The sequence below is a fragment of the Polaribacter pacificus genome (assembly GCF_038024035.1).
Lineage (GTDB): Bacteria > Bacteroidota > Bacteroidia > Flavobacteriales > Flavobacteriaceae > Polaribacter > Polaribacter pacificus.
Genome location: NZ_CP150664.1, coordinates 1,749,692 through 1,769,133, shown reverse-complemented (window position 1 = coordinate 1,769,133; position 19,442 = coordinate 1,749,692). Strand labels below are relative to the sequence as shown.

General features: G+C 34.1%; 17 protein-coding genes. 7 read left to right on the top strand and 10 right to left on the bottom strand.

Going from position 1 to position 19,442, the window contains the following annotated elements:
* Nucleotides 1-56 precede the first annotated feature (56 nt).
* Nucleotides 57-1,364 carry a M20/M25/M40 family metallo-hydrolase gene (locus WHC90_RS08040; RefSeq protein WP_188597960.1) on the top strand — a complete coding sequence of 436 codons (1,308 nt, stop codon included), beginning with the start codon at nt 57-59 and terminating at the stop codon, nt 1,362-1,364.
* A 400-nt stretch (nt 1,365-1,764) separates the two neighbouring features.
* On the opposite strand, the gene WHC90_RS08035 is transcribed toward WHC90_RS08040, so the two are convergent.
* The 7 genes from WHC90_RS08035 to pheS all read right to left on the bottom strand — a co-directional run bounded on the left by WHC90_RS08035 (nt 1,765) and on the right by pheS (nt 10,192).
* Nucleotides 1,765-2,160, bottom strand: coding sequence for a hypothetical protein (locus WHC90_RS08035; protein ID WP_188597959.1), 396 nt, complete (start codon nt 2,158-2,160; stop codon nt 1,765-1,767).
* Nucleotides 2,161-2,169: 9 nt separating this feature from the next.
* The gene (locus WHC90_RS08030) at nt 2,170-2,778 is read right to left on the bottom strand and encodes a TetR/AcrR family transcriptional regulator (protein ID WP_340818932.1); all 609 of its coding nucleotides are present in this window, start codon (nt 2,776-2,778) and stop codon (nt 2,170-2,172) included.
* Entirely contained in the window at nt 2,778-4,205 is a 1,428-nt protein-coding gene (locus tag WHC90_RS08025) for an efflux transporter outer membrane subunit (protein ID WP_188597957.1), read from the bottom strand. The genes WHC90_RS08030 and WHC90_RS08025 overlap by 1 nt, the downstream gene beginning before the upstream one ends.
* 4 nt (nt 4,206-4,209) lie before the next feature.
* Nucleotides 4,210-7,344 (bottom strand): efflux RND transporter permease subunit, encoded by a 3,135-nt coding sequence (locus WHC90_RS08020; RefSeq protein ID WP_188597956.1) that lies wholly within the window; start codon nt 7,342-7,344, stop codon nt 4,210-4,212.
* Between the two features lie 20 nt (nt 7,345-7,364).
* Complete coding sequence (locus tag WHC90_RS08015) at nt 7,365-8,489, bottom strand: efflux RND transporter periplasmic adaptor subunit (protein WP_188597955.1); 1,125 nt, start codon at nt 8,487-8,489, stop codon at nt 7,365-7,367.
* Between the two features lie 13 nt (nt 8,490-8,502).
* Nucleotides 8,503-9,006 (bottom strand): GbsR/MarR family transcriptional regulator, encoded by a 504-nt coding sequence (locus tag WHC90_RS08010; protein ID WP_188597954.1) that lies wholly within the window; start codon nt 9,004-9,006, stop codon nt 8,503-8,505.
* Nucleotides 9,007-9,172: 166 nt separating this feature from the next.
* Nucleotides 9,173-10,192: a phenylalanine--tRNA ligase subunit alpha gene (gene pheS, locus WHC90_RS08005; protein ID WP_188597953.1), complete on the bottom strand. Its 1,020-nt coding sequence runs from the start codon at nt 10,190-10,192 to the stop codon at nt 9,173-9,175.
* Between the two features lie 229 nt (nt 10,193-10,421).
* Here pheS and gdhA point away from each other — a divergent pair, with 229 nt between their 5' ends.
* From gdhA to WHC90_RS07975, 6 genes are all read left to right on the top strand, one after another.
* Nucleotides 10,422-11,765 carry an NADP-specific glutamate dehydrogenase gene (gdhA, locus tag WHC90_RS08000; RefSeq protein ID WP_188597952.1) on the top strand — a complete coding sequence of 448 codons (1,344 nt, stop codon included), beginning with the start codon at nt 10,422-10,424 and terminating at the stop codon, nt 11,763-11,765.
* A gap of 118 nt (nt 11,766-11,883) precedes the next feature.
* Complete coding sequence (locus tag WHC90_RS07995; RefSeq protein WP_373284657.1) at nt 11,884-12,672, top strand: alpha/beta hydrolase family protein; 789 nt, start codon at nt 11,884-11,886, stop codon at nt 12,670-12,672.
* Nucleotides 12,673-12,696: 24 nt separating this feature from the next.
* Nucleotides 12,697-13,779 carry a DNA polymerase IV gene (gene dinB / locus WHC90_RS07990; protein ID WP_188598590.1) on the top strand — a complete coding sequence of 361 codons (1,083 nt, stop codon included), beginning with the start codon at nt 12,697-12,699 and terminating at the stop codon, nt 13,777-13,779.
* Nucleotides 13,779-14,231 carry a GNAT family N-acetyltransferase gene (locus WHC90_RS07985; protein ID WP_188597951.1) on the top strand — a complete coding sequence of 151 codons (453 nt, stop codon included), beginning with the start codon at nt 13,779-13,781 and terminating at the stop codon, nt 14,229-14,231. The genes dinB and WHC90_RS07985 overlap by 1 nt, the downstream gene beginning before the upstream one ends.
* Before the next feature lie 3 nt (nt 14,232-14,234).
* On the top strand, nt 14,235-15,344 hold the full coding sequence (locus WHC90_RS07980; RefSeq protein WP_188597950.1) for an NAD(P)/FAD-dependent oxidoreductase: 1,110 nt from the start codon (nt 14,235-14,237) through the stop codon (nt 15,342-15,344).
* Nucleotides 15,345-15,396: 52 nt separating this feature from the next.
* Nucleotides 15,397-15,846 (top strand): 3-oxoacyl-ACP synthase, encoded by a 450-nt coding sequence (locus WHC90_RS07975; RefSeq protein WP_188597949.1) that lies wholly within the window; start codon nt 15,397-15,399, stop codon nt 15,844-15,846.
* Nucleotides 15,847-15,862: 16 nt separating this feature from the next.
* Here WHC90_RS07975 and WHC90_RS07970 read toward each other — a convergent pair whose 3' ends face one another.
* The 3 genes from WHC90_RS07970 to WHC90_RS07960 all read right to left on the bottom strand — a co-directional run bounded on the left by WHC90_RS07970 (nt 15,863) and on the right by WHC90_RS07960 (nt 19,438).
* Complete coding sequence (locus WHC90_RS07970; protein ID WP_188597948.1) at nt 15,863-16,795, bottom strand: ABC transporter ATP-binding protein; 933 nt, start codon at nt 16,793-16,795, stop codon at nt 15,863-15,865.
* A 90-nt stretch (nt 16,796-16,885) separates the two neighbouring features.
* Complete coding sequence (locus WHC90_RS07965) at nt 16,886-18,970, bottom strand: M13 family metallopeptidase (RefSeq protein ID WP_188597947.1); 2,085 nt, start codon at nt 18,968-18,970, stop codon at nt 16,886-16,888.
* Nucleotides 18,971-19,072: 102 nt separating this feature from the next.
* Nucleotides 19,073-19,438, bottom strand: a complete 366-nt coding sequence (locus WHC90_RS07960) for a DoxX family membrane protein (RefSeq protein ID WP_188597946.1) — start codon at nt 19,436-19,438, stop codon at nt 19,073-19,075.
* Nucleotides 19,439-19,442: the final 4 nt, after the last annotated feature.

Below are 19,442 nucleotides of genomic sequence, written 5' to 3'. Positions count from 1 at the left end.
AACACAGTGAACTATACAATTAATCAGTGCTTAAAAAAGCATAAACAATCAACCCAATGAAAAAAACAGTTTTATTAGCTATTGCAATTTGTACCAGCAGTTTTTATTCGTGTACAGAAAACATCGACCAAATTATCAACGCAAAAGAAGTTGAACGCATAGAAAGAATTCTTTCTTCTGATGAGATGGAAGGACGAAAGACCTTTACTCCAGGAATTGACAAAGCAGCAGATTTTATCGCAGCAAATTTTGAGGAAAGTAACTTAGAATTTTTTGGAGATAATGATTCTTTCTTTCAGCATATTACCATGGTCAAATCAAGTGCAGGTGAGGCAATGGGTAAGTTAGATAAAGAAGTTTTAAATTTAACCAATGTGGCTGTTAACTCTACAGAAAAGGAATTACATGTAGATTCACTTTCAGACTATGAAATAGTAACAGTAAAAAAAGGCGCTAATTTTTTTCAAATAGTATATCCTTTATTTAGAGCACAGAAAAATGTATTGGTGTTGATAGACAAATCTCATGAAAACAACTTTAAGAGAATTTCAAGATTTACAGGAGGAGCTAAATTTCCATCAACATTTTCACAATTGTTTATTTTAACAAACAATACCAAGCCTTCATCCATACAACTTCATGTAACCAATAAAATTACAGAACAAAAGTTAAAGAATGTTGTTGGGGTCATACCAGGGAAGAGCAAGAAAGATGAATACGTAGTTTTTGGAGCTCATTATGATCATTTAGGGATCGGTAAACCAGATGCAAATAAAGATAGTATTTACAACGGAGCAAACGATGATGCAGCTGGAACAACAGCGGTTATGATGCTTGCAAAATATTTTAACAAGATTAAAGACAATGAGCGTACTTTAATTTTTGTTGCTTTTACTGCCGAAGAAATTGGTGGTTTTGGAAGTCGTTATTTTAGTCAACAACTTAACCCTGATCAGGTAATGGCCATGTTTAATATAGAAATGATCGGAACTGATAGCAAATGGGGAACCAACAGCGCTTATATTACAGGTTTTGAAAGAAGTAGTATGGGAGAAATATTACAAAAAAACTTAGAGGGTTCTAAGTTTCGTTTTGAACCAGATCCATATCCAAAACAAAATTTATTTTACCGTAGTGACAATGCAACCCTAGCAGAGTTAGGAGTTCCTGCTCATACCATTTCTACTTCTAAAATGGATGAAAAACCAAATGATGAGCCAAATTATCACAAACAAAGTGATGAAATTGAAAAGCTTGATATGAACAATATGGCCGAGATTATCAAAGCGATTGCCATTAGTAGTAAAACCATCATTAGCGGTAAAGACACTCCAACTCGTGTAGCATTGCCTAAAAAACAATAAGATAATATAAAGAAATACGGATTCCTGCTGTAGTAGGAAGCCAAAAAAAGGTGTTTGTATAGGATTCGTTCCCTACAAACACCTTTTAAATTTTACAGATTGCCGCAAGTCTTTTTATTGATTATTTCTTGTTGTCATTTCATCCATGTTTTTTAGCTGATTTGCAAAAGGAGGCATTGTATTTGAATTTTCTGTCGATTTTTTTTTGACGCTGTTAAATGTGTTATTTTTTCTTGTGCAACAAGCTATATCTATATCCCTAAAAACAATAGTAGCAACGTTGTGTATTTTCTCATTTTTTAATTTTGTTTTTTTGACATTGAATTTTCCTAAAGGTTTAATTGATGTAGGAAAAAGAATGAATAAATAAACAAGCTCATGCATTGTGAGATGAAGAAGATTAACTGGCTAAAATTCCTCGTTTGTTTAACTCAGGAATCATGCGTAGAGCACCTTCTTTAACGGTGTCTTTTTCAAAGAGAAATGTTTTTTCATGCAAGGTGTTCCCTTCAAAAAAAGTTACGTGAAAACGATTGTGTAGTTTAAACAATTCAGGTTGTATAAACTCTACTTTTGCAAAAGAGTTTGCCGGCAATTTGTCGATTTTTTTTCGCAATATTGATGTGGCCTTTGTTTGGTTAAATCCTTGAGAAACAATGACAACCAGTTCTAAATCTATATTTTTTTTGTTGATGATATAAATATTCCAATCATCTGTTTTGTACTCGTTGTTAAACTCATATACAACAGCGATTTCTACATCGGTAACTTCTGGGATTTTAATGTCTTTTTTCATAAAAAATAATCAAGAAAACAACGTGTTTGTGTCTTTGTAATTTTCTGTAATAAAACCTCTTAAACTATTTATAATTGTATGCTCAAAAACCTCATCGATACTATATAATTCAAAAAGATTAATAGGCTCAAACACTAGTTTTTCTAATTTTGTGAAATACAAATTGCAAAACAAATCGATGTTTAAATTTTTGCGAAGATACTCTTTTTCTTTAGCCTCTTCAAGCAAAGGTTTTAGAGTGTTTTTTATAAAACTGTCTTTAAAATTTTGGAAAACCTCATCTGCATTGTGGTAATACTTCTTGATTCCGTGTAAAAAAGCGGGCTTAAAATAATTTAAGTATTGAAAGCTTTTTTCTTGAATTAGGACTATTTTTTCAATAGGATCTTCTTTGGTTTTAAGAACCTTATCTACATCATGTAAATATTTATCGATAATCAAACGAAGACCTTTAGCTATAAGTTCTTCTTTTGTTTTAAAGTGCTTGTAAATGGTTTTTTTAGAAATACCCAGTTCAGAAGCAAGTTCGTTCATAGAAAAACGCTTGCTTCCAAACTTGATAAAATTCTTAATAGAACACTCTATAAGATCTTGTTTACTAACCATTTTACTAATCATTATTTTAATCCACCACCTAAAGCCTCGTATAAGTCTACAATAGTTAATAACTGTTGCAGTTTACTGTCTATAATGTTTAACTCTGCATTTAAAGCACTTTGTCTAGCGGTTAATAAATCTAAATAGGTTGCATAACCATTTTTAAGCAACTCATTTGAATTTTGTTCTGCTTTGCGTAATGCCTCTACTTCTTTTAATCTAAAAGTATATTTTTTTGTTTCAGAATGATAAGCAAACAAAGCATTAGACACTTCATTACCCGCAGTTAATAAAGATTTCTTAAAGTTCAAAAGCGCTTGTTCTTGCTGTGCTTTAGCAACTTCATATTGAGTTTTTATTTTTCTACCGTTTAGAATAGGTTGGGTAATTCCACCTGCTAAATTTGCAAAGAGTGAGTTTCCGTTAAATAAATTATCAACATTTAAACTTTGAAAACCAGTGGACGCTGTTAAAGTCAAAGAAGGATAAAAATTACTTTTAGCCACATTTGTAAGTTCAAAGGCTTGTATTAATTTGTATTCTGAAGACATCACATCAGGTCTGTTGCTTAACAAGTTAGAAGGTACCCCAAGTTTTAATGAGCTTTCTATTTTTTGATTGCCTAAGCTACTTCTTTTAAAATGTTGAGGTGATTTTCCCAACAAAATACTCAAGGTATTTTCTGTTTTAAAAATAGCAGTTTCTAGATCTACTTCTAAAGCTTTTGCACTATTGTATTGAGCAATATTCTGATCTACAGCAACCTGATTTGTTAAACCTGCTTCTTTTAAAGCCTTAATAGTTTCAACACTGTTCTTACGAGCTTCAATTGTTTGCTGGGTAATTAGCAATTTAGAATCTAAGGCTAAAAGTTGGTAATAATTAGCAGCAATGGTAGAAATTAACTGTGTTTTTACAGCTTGATGCGCCGCAACACTTTGTAGATAACTTGCAGCAAATGCTCTTTTATTACTTCTTATTTTTCCCCAAATATCTGCTTCCCAAGACAGTGCTCCAGACAACTCAAACTGATCGATATGATCTGTCCCTAGACTACTTAAAATAGCCCCCTGTTGTCCGTTACTAGAAATATAAGATCTACTGGCAGACCCTGATGCATTTAAGGTTGGTAAATTACCCGCTTTACCTTGTTTTAGGTAGGCCTCTGCAGCAACTATTTGTTGAATTGCAATTCTGATATCAATATTATTTTGAAGACCTTCTTCTATATATTGATTTAAATAGCTGTCTGTAAATAAAGTTTTCCAAGACACATCTGCCATAGAAATACTATCTGATGGCAAATTATCTGTTCTGTACAAGTTATCTGTTTCTTCTACTGTTGGTCTAACATAGTCTTTGGCTACAAAACAACTCTGTATTGTAAAAGCCATTACAACGAGTATTGCCCCTTTGTGAAGTTTTTTGTTTTTTATAATTGAAATCATCTGTTTAGTCTTCATATTGTTGAGAAATAACTGCTGGTTTACTAGAAACTTTTTCTTGTAACCACTGAAATAGTATAAATAAAATAGGAATTACAAACACACCTAAAACAGTCCCTATAAGCATTCCTCCTGCAGCACCAGTACCAATAGATCTGTTACCTTCGGCACCAACACCTTTTGCTAATACTAATGGCATTAATCCAAGAATAAAAGCGAAAGAAGTCATTAAAATTGGACGTAAACGTGCTTTGGCACCATGAATTGCTGCATCTACAATGCTTTCTCCATTTCGTCTACGTTGTATGGCAAATTCTACAATTAAAATCGCATTCTTCGCCAACAAACCAACCAACATAATTAAGGCAATCTGGAAATAGATGTTATTTTCTAATCCAAATATTTTAGTTGATAAAAACGCACCAAATACACCTAAAGGCAATGATAAAATAACTGCCAAAGGTAATAAGTAACTTTCATATTGTGCTGCTAATAAGAAGTATACAAATATAATACACAGCATAAAGATTATAACGGTTTGGTTACTGGCATTAACCTCTTCACGAGATAACCCTGAGTAAGCCACATCATAATTACTTGGTAACTTTGCAGCTTCGGCTTGAACAACTGCCAAGGCATCTCCAGTACTAAACCCAGGATTAGCAGCTCCAGATACTTTTGTGGAATTGTATAAATTAAAACGAGTTACAGATTGTGGTCCAAATACACGCTTTAAAGTTATAAACTGTGTAATAGGCGTCATGTCTCCATTTCCTGTTTTTATATATAATTCATTTAAAGCACTTTTATCTGCTCTATCTTCTGGTAATGCTTGCATATATACACGATATTGTTTACCAAATCGTGCAAAATCTGCAGCGTAAACACCGCCTATATACCCTTGCATTGTAGAGAAAATACTACTGATGGGAACACCAGATTTTTTAGCTAAAGGCACATTAATTTCCATTTCGTATTGTGGATATTTGGTATTGAATGACGATTGTCCGTATTGTATTTCTGGGTGTTCCATCAAACTACCAATAAACTGTTGTGTGGCTTGGTCTAACTCCGTAAACTCACCTCCAGAACGGTCTAATAGATTGACTTCAAAACCAGCAGATAATCCAAATCCTGGAATACTTGGTGGTGTAAAAAAGATGATATTTGCTTCGGGAATTCCTGCTGCAATACCAAACATTTTTCCAGTAATGGCAGCACTACTTTGGCTCTCGTCACGTTCTGACCAATCTTTCAGTTTTATAAATCCTAAGGCATAATTACTACCTGAACCACTAATTAAACTAAACCCATTGATTAATGAAATACCTTGTATACCTTCAAGTTTATTAGCTTTTGCAAAAATTTCTTCTGTAACTTGATAGGTTCTATCAATTGAAGCTCCTGGTGGTAACTCTACATTAATAAAAATTAGTCCTCTATCTTCATCTGGTACAAAACCAGTAGATGTTGTACTTGCAGACCACCAAATACCAACAGAAGCCAAAACCAATATAGCTACAGTAACCCATTTATTATTATATAAAAACGATAAAGACCTTCCGTAGCGTTCTGTTGTTGCGTTAAAGCCTCTGTTGAAAGCTGCATAAAAACGTTGCATGAAACCTTTCTTTTTTTCATTTCCGTCATGAGGTTTTAAGAATAGCGCACACAATGCTGGACTTAAAGTCAATGCATTTACTGCTGAAATTAAAATAGCCACAATTAATGTAACACCAAATTGCTCATAAAAAACCCCTGTTGGTCCTTGTACAAAAGTAACTGGGATAAATACGGCTGCCATAACCAAGGTAATTGAAATGATGGCACCAGATATTTCATGCATGGCATCTAAAGTTGCTTTTTTGGCACTTTTCTCGCCATCATCAATTTTGGCATGGACGGCTTCTACAACCACAATAGCATCATCTACCACAATACCAATGGCAAGAACCAATGCAAATAAAGTTAATAAATTAATGGAATAACCAAATAAATTAAGAAAGAAAAAAGTACCAATAATAGAAACTGGAACCGAAATAGCTGGAATTAAAGTAGAACGAAAATCTTGAAGAAAGATAAATACCACAAGAAATACCAAAACAAAAGCTTCTAAAAGTGTATTACGCACCTTATTCATAGAAGCTGTTAAAAAGTCATTGGTATCGTAATTTATAAAAGCTTTTACGCCTTTAGGAAAATCTTTTTCAAGACGATTTAATTCAGATTTAATTTGAGTAATGATTTCCTGTGCATTAGAACCTGCCGTTTGATAGATTGCCATATTAATACTTGGAAAACCATTAGTTTGGGCAATTGAACCATAAGATTGCGCATCTAATTCAATTTTGGCAACATCTTTTAGATGCAAATATTGTCCATTATCTAATGCTTTAACAATAATGTTTTCATATTGTTTTTCGGTTTTAAAACGACCACTATATTTAATGTTATATGAAAATGATTCGCCATTATTCTGCCCAAGAGAACCTGCTGATGCTTCTAAACTTTGCTCACGAAGCGCTGCTTGAATATCGGAAGGAATTAAATGATAAGCTGCTAATTTTTCTGGTTTTAACCAAACACGCATAGCATAATCTTGTTGAGAAAATACATTAACATCTCCAACACCATTAATTCTTTGCAATGTTGGAATCACGTTAATTTTCAAGTAATTTTGAACATAAGTGCTATTGTAATCTGGATTTTCTGAATATACAGACATAAACATTAAAGCTGATGTTTGTTGTTTCTGTGTAATAACTCCAGTTTGTACAACTTCTTGAGGTAATAATGGGTTGGCACGAGATACACGATTTTGAACATTTACAGCCGCAATATCTGGATCTGTTTTTTGGTCAAAATAAACGGTAATATCTGCCGTACCATTATTTGTTGCAGAAGAGGTAATATAGGTCATGCCTTCTACACCATTAATTTGTTCTTCAATAGGAATAATAACACTTTCTAGAATGGTTTCTGCACTAGCTCCTGGATAACTAGCTCTTACTTTAATGGTTGGTGGCGCAATATCTGGGTATTGTTCTACGGGTAAAGCATTATAACCTAAAACTCCAAGTATAACGATAATGATAGAAATAACTGTAGATAATACAGGTCTTTCAATGAATGTTTTTAACATAATTAATAATTAAGATGTTATTATTGAAATAAAGGTTTAATTGGTTTTGCAACACTATCAAACACAACTTCATTTGGTTGTATAGGTGTTTCATTTTTGAGTTTTCCAATACCTTTTACAATTATTTTATCGCCTTGTTTTAAACCAGACTCTACAACATATAAATTATCAACTTCACCTTTTATTTTTATAACAGTAGCAATAGATTTGTTATCTTCACTTACTTTATAAGCAAGAATACGTCCTTGTTGCTCAAAGGTTGCTGCTTGTGGAATTATAACAGCATTTTCATATACTACAGGAATTCTTATGGTTCCACTATTTCCATTAGTAACTAACTGATTCGGGTTATCAAAAATGGCTCTAAAACTTACGGTTCCTGTGTTTGGGTCTATTTGCCCTGTTACGGTTTGAATGTTTCCTTTTTCAGGATAATCAAATCCATTTGCTAATACCAATTGCACTTCTGGAACATTATCAACTTTTTCTTTTAAGGTTTTCCCTTCAGTAGTTTGAAGGAAATCTAAATATTCCGTTTCATTCATTGAAAAGAACGCATATACTTGTTTAATGTCGGAAACGGTGGTTAATGGCATTTGGTTTGTTGCGCTTACCAAAGATCCTTCACGAAAGGGAATGGCACCAACATAACCATCTACAGGGCTTTTAACAGTTGCGTAACCAATATTAGCATTAATGCTACTATAATTGGCTTTAGCTTGTGCTAAATTTGCTTTGGCGGTTTCTAATTGCACTGGGCTAATAATATTTTTTTCTACAAGTGGAATTAATTTATCAACCTCAACTTGAGCAACATTAATACGCGCTTTTGCAGCGCCAGCATCTTGACTTAAGGATTGTGTTTCTAATTCAAATAAAACTTGACCTTTGCGAACTTTTTGTCCTTCATCTACGAATACTTTTTTTATGTAGCCAGAAGTTTTTGCTCTAACATCACTATTTATAATACCTTCTATATTTGTTGGGTATTCTTGATAACTAATGACTGTTTTAGTCATCAATTTAGTTACAGGGAAAGATGGTGCGGGAGCTTGTACTACAGCAGTTTTTTGTGCTTCATCGGTTGCGCAACTAACCAAGAAAAATATACTTAGTACTACTAATGTGAATAATTTATTGTTCATTTTAAATCTTATTTTAAATATCGAAATGGTTGTTTATTAATTTTAGTTTTAATTCTTTGATTGAGGTAGATGCTTCATCTAAAAATTTTATATAATCGTTGTGAAAATTTAAATCAAATTTTTCTTCATTTTTTTTTATCTTCTTAGTATTAAGAACTTCTTTGTAGTTTTTTATTTCTAGATGAAGTTCTCTTACTTCTTGCCACTCATTTATTAAATCATCAATATGTTGGACTATAGAGTCTTTATTAATAACAAAGTACTTTTTACGATCTCCAGTTTTTGTAAAATATTCTATTTTGTGTAAATCTTGTAGATGATTGAGATGTGTAGAAATGGTACTCTTACTTGCGCAAAGAATGTTAACCATTTCTTCAAAGGTTGTACCTTTTTTGCCTGTTAGAATTATATAAGATAAAATACGTGCAGCGACAGGAGCTAACTGTTCTCTATTTTCTAAATGCACTCCTAATTTTTCAACTAAGCGCATTTTTTCTTCGCAGATTTCTTCTTTCATTTTTAATAGTTTTAGTACTGTTTATAGAGGTCACTGAGACCTTCACAGTAAATTTGGACTGCAAAGATAAATAATTAGTTCGGAATAAACCGAACTAATCGAAGTAAATTTAATAGTAACTAAAAAAGCCGATAGAAATATCGGCTTTAAATAGATTTTGTAGTGTTTATAGAACGGATTTAAACTGCTCTAAAAAACGAACATCGTTTTCATAAAACATACGGATATCAGGAATTTGATACAACAACATAGCAATACGCTCTATTCCCATTCCAAAGGCGTAACCAGAGTATTTAGTTGGATCAATATTAGCATTTTTTAATACATTAGGATCTACCATACCACAACCCATAATTTCTAACCAACCTGTTCCTTTGGTAATTCTATAGTCTGTTTCTGTTTCTAACCCCCAGTAAATATCTACTTCTGCACTAGGCTCTGTAAACGGAAAATAAGAAGGGCGTAAACGGATTTTTGATTTACCAAACATCTCTTTGGTAAAGTATAGAAGTGTTTGTTTTAAATCAGCAAAAGAAACATCAGTGTCAATATATAAACCTTCTACCTGATGGAAAATACAATGAGCTCTTGCAGAAATATCTTCATTTCTAAAAACTCTTCCTGGAGAAATAGTTCTAATTGGAGGTTTATTGTTCTCCATATAACGAACTTGTACAGAAGATGTATGAGTTCTTAATAATGTGTCTGGATTTTTTTCTATAAAAAATGTATCCTGCATATCTCTTGCTGGATGGTATTCTGGCAAGTTTAAGGCGGTAAAATTATGCCAATCATCCTCTATTTCAGGACCTTCAGATACGGTAAATCCAATTCTATTAAAAACCTCAATAATTTGATTTTTAACGATAGATATTGGGTGGCGTGAACCCAATTCTATTGGCTCATGAGGACGTGTTAAATCACCATAAAAAGCATTTTCCTCTACTGAATTATCTAAGGCCTGTTGCAAAGCCGAAACTTTGTTTTCAGAAGCATTCTTTAAATTGTTTAATGCTTGACCAAAATCTTTACGCATGGCAGCATCAACATTTTTAAATTCAGCAAACAACTCTTTTAATAAGCCCTTGCTTCCTAAATACTTTATTCTAAACGCCTCGATTTCTTCTTTTGAGCTTGCTTTAAAAGCCTCAACTTCACCAATCAGTTCTTTTACTTTGTCTAACATTTTATGTTTCCAATAATTAGATGGCAAATTTAAGATTTTTAAATCAATTTTTCCATACGATTCTTTAAGAGTTCAAAACCTTAGAGAAAGTCTTTAGCGAAATCGATTGAGAAAAATAACCATAAATGAAAATAAACCATCTTTTTTAAAAAAATAGATTTTAAAAATAGTTATCTTTGCCCCGTTATTTAACATAAAATATTAACATCTAAAAAAATAGATTTAAATTATGGAATCTAAAATAAATGCTTTTATGGATTACGTAAAACAACGTAATTCTAATGAACCAGAGTTTTTGCAAGCAGTACATGAGGTTGCAGAAACTGTCATTCCATTTATAGAAAACAACCCAAAATATCAAGGGAAAAAATTGTTAGAAAGAATGGTAGAACCAGAAAGGACATTGTTGTTTAGAGTTCCTTGGTTAGATGACAAGGGAGAAATTCAGGTTAATCGTGGGTACCGTGTTGAGTTTAACTCAGCGATTGGTCCTTATAAAGGAGGTTTGCGTTTTCACCCATCAGTAAACTTATCAATTTTAAAATTTTTAGGCTTCGAACAAGTGTTTAAAAACTCTCTTACAACTTTACCTATGGGTGGAGGAAAAGGAGGTTCTGATTTTGATCCAAAAGGAAAATCAGACAATGAAGTAATGAAGTTTTGTCAATCTTTTATGACAGAATTGTCTCGTCATATTGGAGCGAATACTGATGTTCCTGCTGGTGATATTGGTGTAGGAGGAAGAGAGATAGGATATATGTTTGGTCAATACAAGCGTTTGAGAAATGAATTTACAGGAGTGTTAACCGGAAAAGGTGCATCTTGGGGAGGTTCATTAATTAGACCTGAAGCAACAGGATACGGAAATGTATACTTTGCACAGAACATGCTTAAAACAAAAGGAGATTCTTTTGAAGGGAAAACCGTAGTTGTTTCTGGATCAGGAAACGTTGCACAATACGCAACTCAAAAAGCCACTGAATTTGGAGGAAAAGTAGTGACGATGTCTGACTCTTCTGGATATATTTATGATGCAGACGGAATCGATGCAGAAAAGCTTGCTTTTGTGATGGAAATTAAAAACGTTCGTCGTGGAAGAATTGGTGAGTATGTTACTAAATATCCATCTGCAAAATTTGTAGCTGGAGAAAGACCTTGGTCTGTAAACTGTGACGTTGCTTTGCCATGTGCTACTCAAAATGAATTGAATGGTGATGAAGCAAAAACATTGATTGCAAACGGTTGTACTTGTGTTTCAGAAGGCGCAAACATGCCATCGACTCCAGAAGCAGTTGAAGCTTTTCAAAAAGCTAAAATTTTATTTGCTCCAGGAAAAGCATCAAATGCAGGAGGAGTTGCTACATCTGGTTTAGAAATGAGTCAAAACTCTTTGCGTTTAAGCTGGACTAGAGAAGAAGTTGACGCAAAATTAAATGGAATCATGAACAGTATTCACCAATCTTGTGTAACCTATGGTGAGCAAGATGGAGGTTATGTTGATTATGTAAAAGGAGCAAACATTGCAGGCTTTGTAAAAGTAGCAGATGCTATGTTGGATCAAGGAGTTGTATAAACAGCAACCTATTAAATATAAAAAAAAGCGCATCTATTTGATGCGCTTTTTTTATTTTTAAAAAATAAAGGAAACCAAAAACATCGTACTAAAAGGACCAAATCATAAACCTATTGTTTTGGATGTCTTTGCAAACCAAAACAAGCAGCCAAAACCTGTGCTTATTTTTTGCCATGGTTACAAGGGGTTTAAAGATTGGGGAGCGTGGAATATTATGGCAAAAGCTTTTGCTGATGCGGGGTTTTTCTTTGTGAAATTCAATTTTTCTCACAATGGAGGAACCGTAAATCAACCTATTGATTTTCCTGATCTAGAAGCCTTTGGGAACAATAATTACACTAAAGAACTAGATGATTTAAAAACGGTTATTGATTGGGTTTTTACCAATCCAGAGATTCAAGAAGAACTAAACGTAGAAGAGCTATCATTAATGGGCCACAGTCGCGGAGGTGGTATCGTAACCATCAAGGCTGAAGAAGATACTAGAGTAAGCAAGGTAATTTCATTGGCAGGAGTCTGTGATCTAGCAAAAAGAACAGCAACTTCTGGCAATCTTGATCAGTGGAAAAAGGACGGTGTAAAATATGTGTTGAATGGAAGAACCAAGCAAAACATGCCACATTTTTATCAGTTTTATGAAGATTTTTTAGAAAATGAAACCCGTTTGACTATTAAAAGAGCTGTTTCTAATTTACAAATACCGTATCTTATATTGCATGGAACCCAAGACTCTTCTGTTTTGATTGATGAAGCTATCCAACTTCATTCATGGAATCCAAAAAGTCAATTTAATAGGATTGAAAAGGCCAATCATGTTTTTAACACCTCTCATCCTTGGCATGAGCCAGCACTTTCGACTCAATTAGCTGAAGTAGTAAAATTGTCGATTGCTTTTTTAAAAAAATGAAGGCAGTTTCGTTATTTTTGAATGATGAAACTAGCACCTCCTTTTCGAAAAATTATACACGTAGATATGGATGCTTTCTACGCTTCGGTGGAGGAGTTAGACAATCCAACTCTTGTTGGTGTCCCTTTGGCTGTTGGTGGAAATGAAATTAGAGGGGTGATTTCTGCGGCTAATTACGAGGCTAGAAAATTTGGTGTTCGCTCTGCAATGACTGGAGCCCTGGCTAAAAAATTATGTCCAGATTTAATTTTTGTTCCACCGAGATTTTCTAGATACAAGGAAATTTCGAAACAGATTCGCGAAATATTTTACGAGTATACAGATCTGGTAGAGCCACTGTCTTTGGATGAGGCCTATTTAGATGTAACCATCAACAAAAAGGGAAATCCTTCTGCGAGTTTGATCGCTCAAGAAATTAGACAAAAAATATACGATAACTTAGGCTTAAGGGCCTCTGCAGGTATTTCTATAAACAAATTTATAGCCAAGGTTGCATCAGATATAAACAAACCTAATGGGCAAAAAACCATCAATCCAGAAGAGGTTTGTTTGTTTTTAGAAAAGCTTCCCGTAGAGAAGTTTTATGGAGTCGGAAAGGTAACTGCGGCAAAAATGCACAGTCAAGGGTTTTTTACAGGAAAGGATTTAAAGCAACACAGTTTAGAGCACTTAACAACACTTTTTGGTAAATCTGGCTCACATTATTACCATATTGTAAGAGGTGTGCACAAAAGTGAAGTTAAGCCCAATAGAATTCGAAAGTCAATTGCAGCAGAAAGAACTTTCAATGAAAATATTTCATCAGAAATTTATATGCTAGAGCGCCTTAACGTCATTGCAAAAGAGCTCGAAAAAAGAATGCAGCATTCTCAAACTAAAGGAAAAACCATTACCTTAAAAATAAAATACAGCGATTTTACCCAACAAACCAGAAGTAAAACGGCTTCAGATTTTATGCAAACTCAAGAGGAGTTTATGCCTTTGGTAAAAGATTTACTCTTTCAAGAAAAATTATCCAACTCGGTTCGTTTGTTAGGCATTTCTTTTACTAATTTAGATACCGAAAAGAAAGAACCTGTTTGGGTACAATTACAATTTGAATTCTAATGACGACAATAATCCGCACCAACTCTAAAAATAATGACTTTATCAACTTGGTTAAAGACTTAGATGCGTATTTAAAAATTACCGATGGAGAAGATCACGATTTTTACAATCAGTATAATCATATTGATGTGATAAAACATGTTGTTGTAGTTTATTTAGACACGGTTCCTGTAGGTTGTGGCGCCATCAAGCATTTTGATGCTGATAGAGCTGAGGTAAAAAGAATGTTTGTAGCTGCAGAACAAAGAGGTTTTGGAATTGCGCCCAAAATTTTGAACGAACTAGAAAACTGGGCAAAAGAATTAGGATATAAAAAATGTATTTTAGAAACTGGAGAGCGTCAAGTAGAAGCGGTAAAATTATATCAAAAATGCAATTACAAACGAATGAGTATAAACTATGGACAATATGAAGGCGTTGTAAATAGTTTGTGTTTTGAAAAAAATATCTAGCAAATGAACTTTAGTTATTGGGAGCTTAAAGAGTGGTTTTCTAAGGTTGATTTTACAATCGTTGGCAGCGGAATTGTGGGTTTAAATTGCGCTTTACAGCTCAAGAAAAAATACCCAAAAGCTAAGATTTTAGTCCTAGAAAAAGGCATGTTGCCGCAAGGAGCAAGTTCTAAAAATGCAGGATTTGCTTGTTTTGGAAGCCTGTCAGAACTGGTCGATGATTTAAAAACCCATACAGAAGAAGCCATTTTTAATTTGGTAAAAAAACGCTGGGAAGGATTGCAACTTTTAAGAGAAAACTTAGGAGATGCAAACATCGGTTTTCAACAGCATAAAGGCTTTGAGTTATTTTTAAACAAGCAATTATTTGAAGAATCTGCATCTAAAAAGCATCAGATAAATAAACTCATTTATCCAATCTTTAAGCAAGACGTTTTTTCAGAATCAGAGAATATATTTAAGTTTCAAAATATAGAACCAAGGTATAGTGTCAATCAGTTTGAAGGCCAAATAGATACCGGAAAAATGGTCACAGAGTTGCTTTTAAAAGTACAAAAAGCAGGCGTCAAGATTCTCAATACGATTACCGTCAAAAGTTTTGTAGAACACGGTGATCAGGTATCTGTAAAAACCAATCAACTTGAGTTTACAACCAACAAATTTTTTATCGCAACCAACGGATTTGCAAAACAACTCTTAAAAGAAAATGTGCAACCCGCAAGAGCGCAGGTCATCATTACCAAACCCATTAAAAATCTACCTATTAAAGGAACCTTTCACTTAGATAAGGGCTATTATTATTTTAGAAATATTGATGATAGAATTTTATTTGGCGGCGGAAGAAATCTGGATTTTAAAACAGAAGAAACCACAGAATTTGGGCAAACAGCAATCATTCAAGATCAGTTAAAAAGGATGTTGAAAGAAACGATTTTACCCAACACCCCTTTTGAAATTGACCACTCCTGGAGCGGAATTATGGGTGTTGGAAATCAGAAAAAAGCCATCGTAAAACCAGTAGGCACAAATGTGTATTGCGGAGTTCGTTTGGGGGGCATGGGAATCGCCATTGGCAGTTTGGTTGGTAAAGAATTGGCAGACTTAATAGCGTAATATCATTACGAGCCGTTCTACGCTGCTCAAGACAAGCTCATCGAGAAATCTTATGAAACTAAAACAAGAACTTTTTAATCAGTGTGAGGCCTTTGTAAACAAGCGTTTGCAAACCGTCGAAGACATTATTTCTTCCAATCAAAAAGGACTGCAATCAGAAACCAAAAGTTCTGCCGGTGATAAGCATGAAACCGGGCGTGCGATGTTGCAATTAGAAATGGAAAAAGCTGGGCAACAACTAAAAGGAATCCTACAAATGCAAGAGACCTTAGCAAAAATTGATCTTGCTAAAAAATCAAACATTGCACATTTAGGAAGCTTGGTAACAACCAACCAAGCAAGCTTTTTTTTAAGTATTAGCGCTGGGCAACTTGTGGTTGATGGTAAACCTTATTTTGCTGTTTCAGTTTCTTCTCCGATTGGCAAATTATTGTTGGGAAAAAAAGAAAATGAGCTTATTAGATTTAATGGAAAGGACATAAGTATTATCTCAGTTTTGTGATAAACACTCGTGAATGTTAGTCTATTTTATCAGTTTTCAGAAAGACTTTGAGTCCTAATTGCAAACCAACAGCATGCTTAACAAAGAGCGGTTGATCTCTATATTGCACCTCTATAAGCCAGTGAGAACCTTTATAATAAGAGTTGATAACGCTAGCTTCTATGGCTGATTTTTCAACAATTTTTAGTTGATGAGGGTACAGTAATACGTTTTTATTATTGACTAGCAGTTCATTTACATCATCAAACAAGGCTGCAATGTATTTGTTTTTTGGATTGCCATACATCTCTTTTGGAGTTCCTTTTGCTAGTATTTTTTGCTTATGGAGCACTAGGATATCATCAGCAAAAGAGAGTGCATCATCCCCATCATGTGTGGCAATAATACAGGCAATATTTTTTTCTTTTAAATAGCTAAATAGATTTCTTCGAAGAGAGTTTTTCTTAAAATTATCTATTTGACTAAAAGGTTCATCGAGTAAAATTAAAGCCGGTTCTTTGGCCAGTGCTCTTGCAATGGCAACTCGTTGCTGTTGTCCACCACTTAAGGTTTTTACTTTGGCATTCGCAAATTCGGTCATTTCAATAACCTTGAGTAACTCTTGGGTTCTTTCTTCGCTTTTTTCTGGGTCAAAACGCGATAAAAATTTTTTAATGTTTTCTGAAACCGAAGTAAAGGGCATTAGATCAAAATCTTGAGCCACATGTTTGATAAAAGGCATGCCTGGAACCAAATGATGTGCTGGGCCTAAAACTTCAATATCATCCCAAAAAATAGTTCCATGATCAAGATCTAATAAACCGTAAATAACTTTAAGCAGCGTAGATTTTCCACAACCACTTTCTCCCATCACACATAAAACATTACCCTTATGTAATGAAAAATCAATATTTTGAAGGGTCCTCTTTGCAGAAGAATACCCAAAAGAAACTGCCTCTACTTTTAACATAAAAAAAGCCGCGAACTGTTTTGTAGTTCGCGGCTAAATTAAAAATTTCTGTAGTTAAAAAGTTGTTTTTAACGGATTAAAAAATAAAGATTACCAAATTCTAACACGATCTTTTGGGCTTAGGTACATCTTGTCATTTTCTGAAATGTCAAATGCCTCGTAAAACTCGTCAATGTTTTGCAGTGGCATATAAGCTCTGTACTGTCCTGGAGAATGCGAGTCTGTTTTGATTAAGTTTTTCAAAGCAGCATCTCTTGTTTTGGTTCTCCAAACTGTGGCCCAAGACATAAAAAAGCGTTGCTCTGGAGTAAATCCGTCAATTTTTCCTGGCTTACCATTCTTTTCATAAAAAATCTTTAAGCCTTCAAAAGAAGCTTTTAACCCTCCTAAATCTCCGATATTTTCACCCAAGGTAAAATCTCCATTTAAACGTACGTCATCAATAGCAACAACTTTGCTAAACTGAGCACTCAATTGTTTTCCTAAGATTGTAAACTGCTCTAGATCTTCTGGTGTCCACCAGTTTCTTAAGTTACCATCACCATCAAATCGAGAACCTGAGTCATCAAAACTATGTGATATCTCGTGTCCAATCACAGCACCCATACCACCGTAATTTACCGCTTCATCGGCTTTGTAATTGTAAAATGGCGCTTGTAAAATAGCTGCAGGGAATACAATTTCATTGTTTACTGGATTAAAATAAGCATTTACTGTCTGTGGATTCATTCCCCACTCTGATCTGTCTACCGGTTTACCAAGTTTGTTAATGTTTTCATTAAATCTCCATTTAGAAAGTGCCATGGTATTATCAAAATAAGTACCTCCTTCTTTGGTGTGTTTGATCTCTAAAGCTGAATAATCTTTCCATTTATCTGGATAGGCTATTTTTACGTTGAGTTTGTGTAATTTTTCTAATGCTTTTTTCTTTGTTTCATCACTCATCCACTCCAAACTGTTGATTCTTTTTTCAAAGCCCAACATTACGTTTGCAATCATTTCTTTTGCCTTCTCTTTTGCTTCTGGAGGAAACATTTTTTCTACATACAACTTACCTAAGGCTTCGCCTACAGCACCATTTAATGAGTTTAATGCTCTCTCATCTTGTGGCAATTGCTGTTTTGCACCACTCATTTCTTTGCTGTAAAACTCCCAGCTCATTCTTTCTAAATCGGTAGTTAATCGACTTGAAGCTCTGTTGATGATGTTCCAACGCAAATACAATTTAATATCATTGATATTGCTATTTTTTAAAACAGCATTCATCGCCTTCATATAATTGAGGTCTGAAACAATTACTCTGTCAACAGTGCTAAGACCAAGTTCGTCAAGGTATTTAGACCAATTAATTGCTGGAGTCATTTTTGTCAGTTCACTAATGCTAGCAGGATTGTATCTTTTTCGAGTATCTCTGCGCTCTTCTTTTGTCATTTGTGGTTCTGCCAAACTGTATTCTAAATCAAAAACTTTTTGTGCGTTTTGAGCTGCAGTTTTTTCATCGTCTCCAAAAGCTTTGAACATTTTTGCAATATGAGCAACATAAAGGCGGCGTTTGTTCTTGGTGTCTTCGTCTTGATCTACATAGTAATCTCTAGACAAACCCAATCCAGCTGGGCCCACATAGGTAGTATATTCACTGCTGTTTTTTAGGTCATTTGAAATTCTAACATTAAAAAATCCGGCTCCTCCGATAGGTGCAAAATTGACTAGCAATTCTTGAAGATCTTTTAAATTTTTAAGCTCATTAATTTTTGCCAAATAGGGTTGTAATGGGGCTATACCTTGCTTGTTTCTAGCAACAGTATCCATAATGGTCGCATAGTAATTTACTGCTTTCTCTTGGTCAGAATCAATTTCATTTCCTTGGGCATCTTTTATTTTTGGAAACTCACCTTGCTCAATGGCCTCGTTTAAAATAGACAAAACATCATCATTTGTCTTTTGTCGTAGCTCATTAAAACTCCCCCATCTTGTTTTGTCTGCAGGGATTTCTGTCTTGTCAAGCCATTGACCGTTTACATATCTAAAAAAGTCTTCTTTTGGCGAAGTAGAAGTATCCATATTAGCCACTTCAATCCCCGGGGTCTTTGCCGCTGGTTCATCTTTACAAGAAACGAACATTGCCATCGCAGAAACGGTAGAAAACAAAACGATTTTTTTTATTGATTTTTTCATATATATATTGTTTTTAATCTGTTCATATATTCAAAGTTACTACAAAAAAACTCCTATTAAATATAGCTAAGAGGCTTTTTAAAGTGCTTAGTAAAAATTTACTTAAAAGAGCGATTTAAAACGCTCCCAATTTGCATAAATTAACACTGCGTTTAGTAGTGCAACCAATGCTGCTGGAGCAATAGTGCTCATATCAAAGACTAGATGAAAAGCAACAATATTAACAGAAATTGGAACCAACCAAGCCAAGGCAAAGCCTTTCCATTTGTTCATCAACAGTAAAAACCCAGGGACAATTTCTGAAACCGCAATCAGTGGCATCATATAGCCCGTTTTTATCAGTGCATCCATAAAACTTCCTTCTGGTGGAGCATCCATAGGGATGAAGCCAAAGAATTTGTTAAAACCAAAAACCAAAAGGACAAGAGCCAAAACAACTCGCAAAATCATTTGTACATTAGAATTCATAATT

Excerpts from the sequence above, each read along its gene's own strand:
- WHC90_RS08020 (WP_188597956.1), bottom strand. The coding sequence starts at position 7,344 with ATGTTAAAAACATTCATTGAAAGACCTGTATTATCTACAGTTATTTCT.
- WHC90_RS08040 (WP_188597960.1), top strand. The coding sequence starts at position 57 with ATGAAAAAAACAGTTTTATTAGCTATTGCAATTTGTACCAGCAGTTTT.
- WHC90_RS08010 (WP_188597954.1), bottom strand. The coding sequence starts at position 9,006 with ATGAAAGAAGAAATCTGCGAAGAAAAAATGCGCTTAGTTGAAAAATTA.
- WHC90_RS08035 (WP_188597959.1), bottom strand. The coding sequence starts at position 2,160 with ATGAAAAAAGACATTAAAATCCCAGAAGTTACCGATGTAGAAATCGCT.
- WHC90_RS07975 (WP_188597949.1), top strand. The coding sequence starts at position 15,397 with ATGAAACTAAAACAAGAACTTTTTAATCAGTGTGAGGCCTTTGTAAAC.
- WHC90_RS08015 (WP_188597955.1), bottom strand. The coding sequence starts at position 8,489 with ATGAACAATAAATTATTCACATTAGTAGTACTAAGTATATTTTTCTTG.
- WHC90_RS08030 (WP_340818932.1), bottom strand. The coding sequence starts at position 2,778 with ATGATTAGTAAAATGGTTAGTAAACAAGATCTTATAGAGTGTTCTATT.
- pheS (WP_188597953.1), bottom strand. The coding sequence starts at position 10,192 with ATGTTAGACAAAGTAAAAGAACTGATTGGTGAAGTTGAGGCTTTTAAA.
- WHC90_RS08025 (WP_188597957.1), bottom strand. The coding sequence starts at position 4,205 with ATGATTTCAATTATAAAAAACAAAAAACTTCACAAAGGGGCAATACTC.
- WHC90_RS07970 (WP_188597948.1), bottom strand. The coding sequence starts at position 16,795 with ATGTTAAAAGTAGAGGCAGTTTCTTTTGGGTATTCTTCTGCAAAGAGG.
- dinB (WP_188598590.1), top strand. The coding sequence starts at position 12,697 with ATGAAACTAGCACCTCCTTTTCGAAAAATTATACACGTAGATATGGAT.
- gdhA (WP_188597952.1), top strand. The coding sequence starts at position 10,422 with ATGGAATCTAAAATAAATGCTTTTATGGATTACGTAAAACAACGTAAT.
- WHC90_RS07960 (WP_188597946.1), bottom strand. The coding sequence starts at position 19,438 with ATGAATTCTAATGTACAAATGATTTTGCGAGTTGTTTTGGCTCTTGTC.
- WHC90_RS07965 (WP_188597947.1), bottom strand. The coding sequence starts at position 18,970 with ATGAAAAAATCAATAAAAAAAATCGTTTTGTTTTCTACCGTTTCTGCG.
- WHC90_RS07985 (WP_188597951.1), top strand. The coding sequence starts at position 13,779 with ATGACGACAATAATCCGCACCAACTCTAAAAATAATGACTTTATCAAC.
- WHC90_RS07980 (WP_188597950.1), top strand. The coding sequence starts at position 14,235 with ATGAACTTTAGTTATTGGGAGCTTAAAGAGTGGTTTTCTAAGGTTGAT.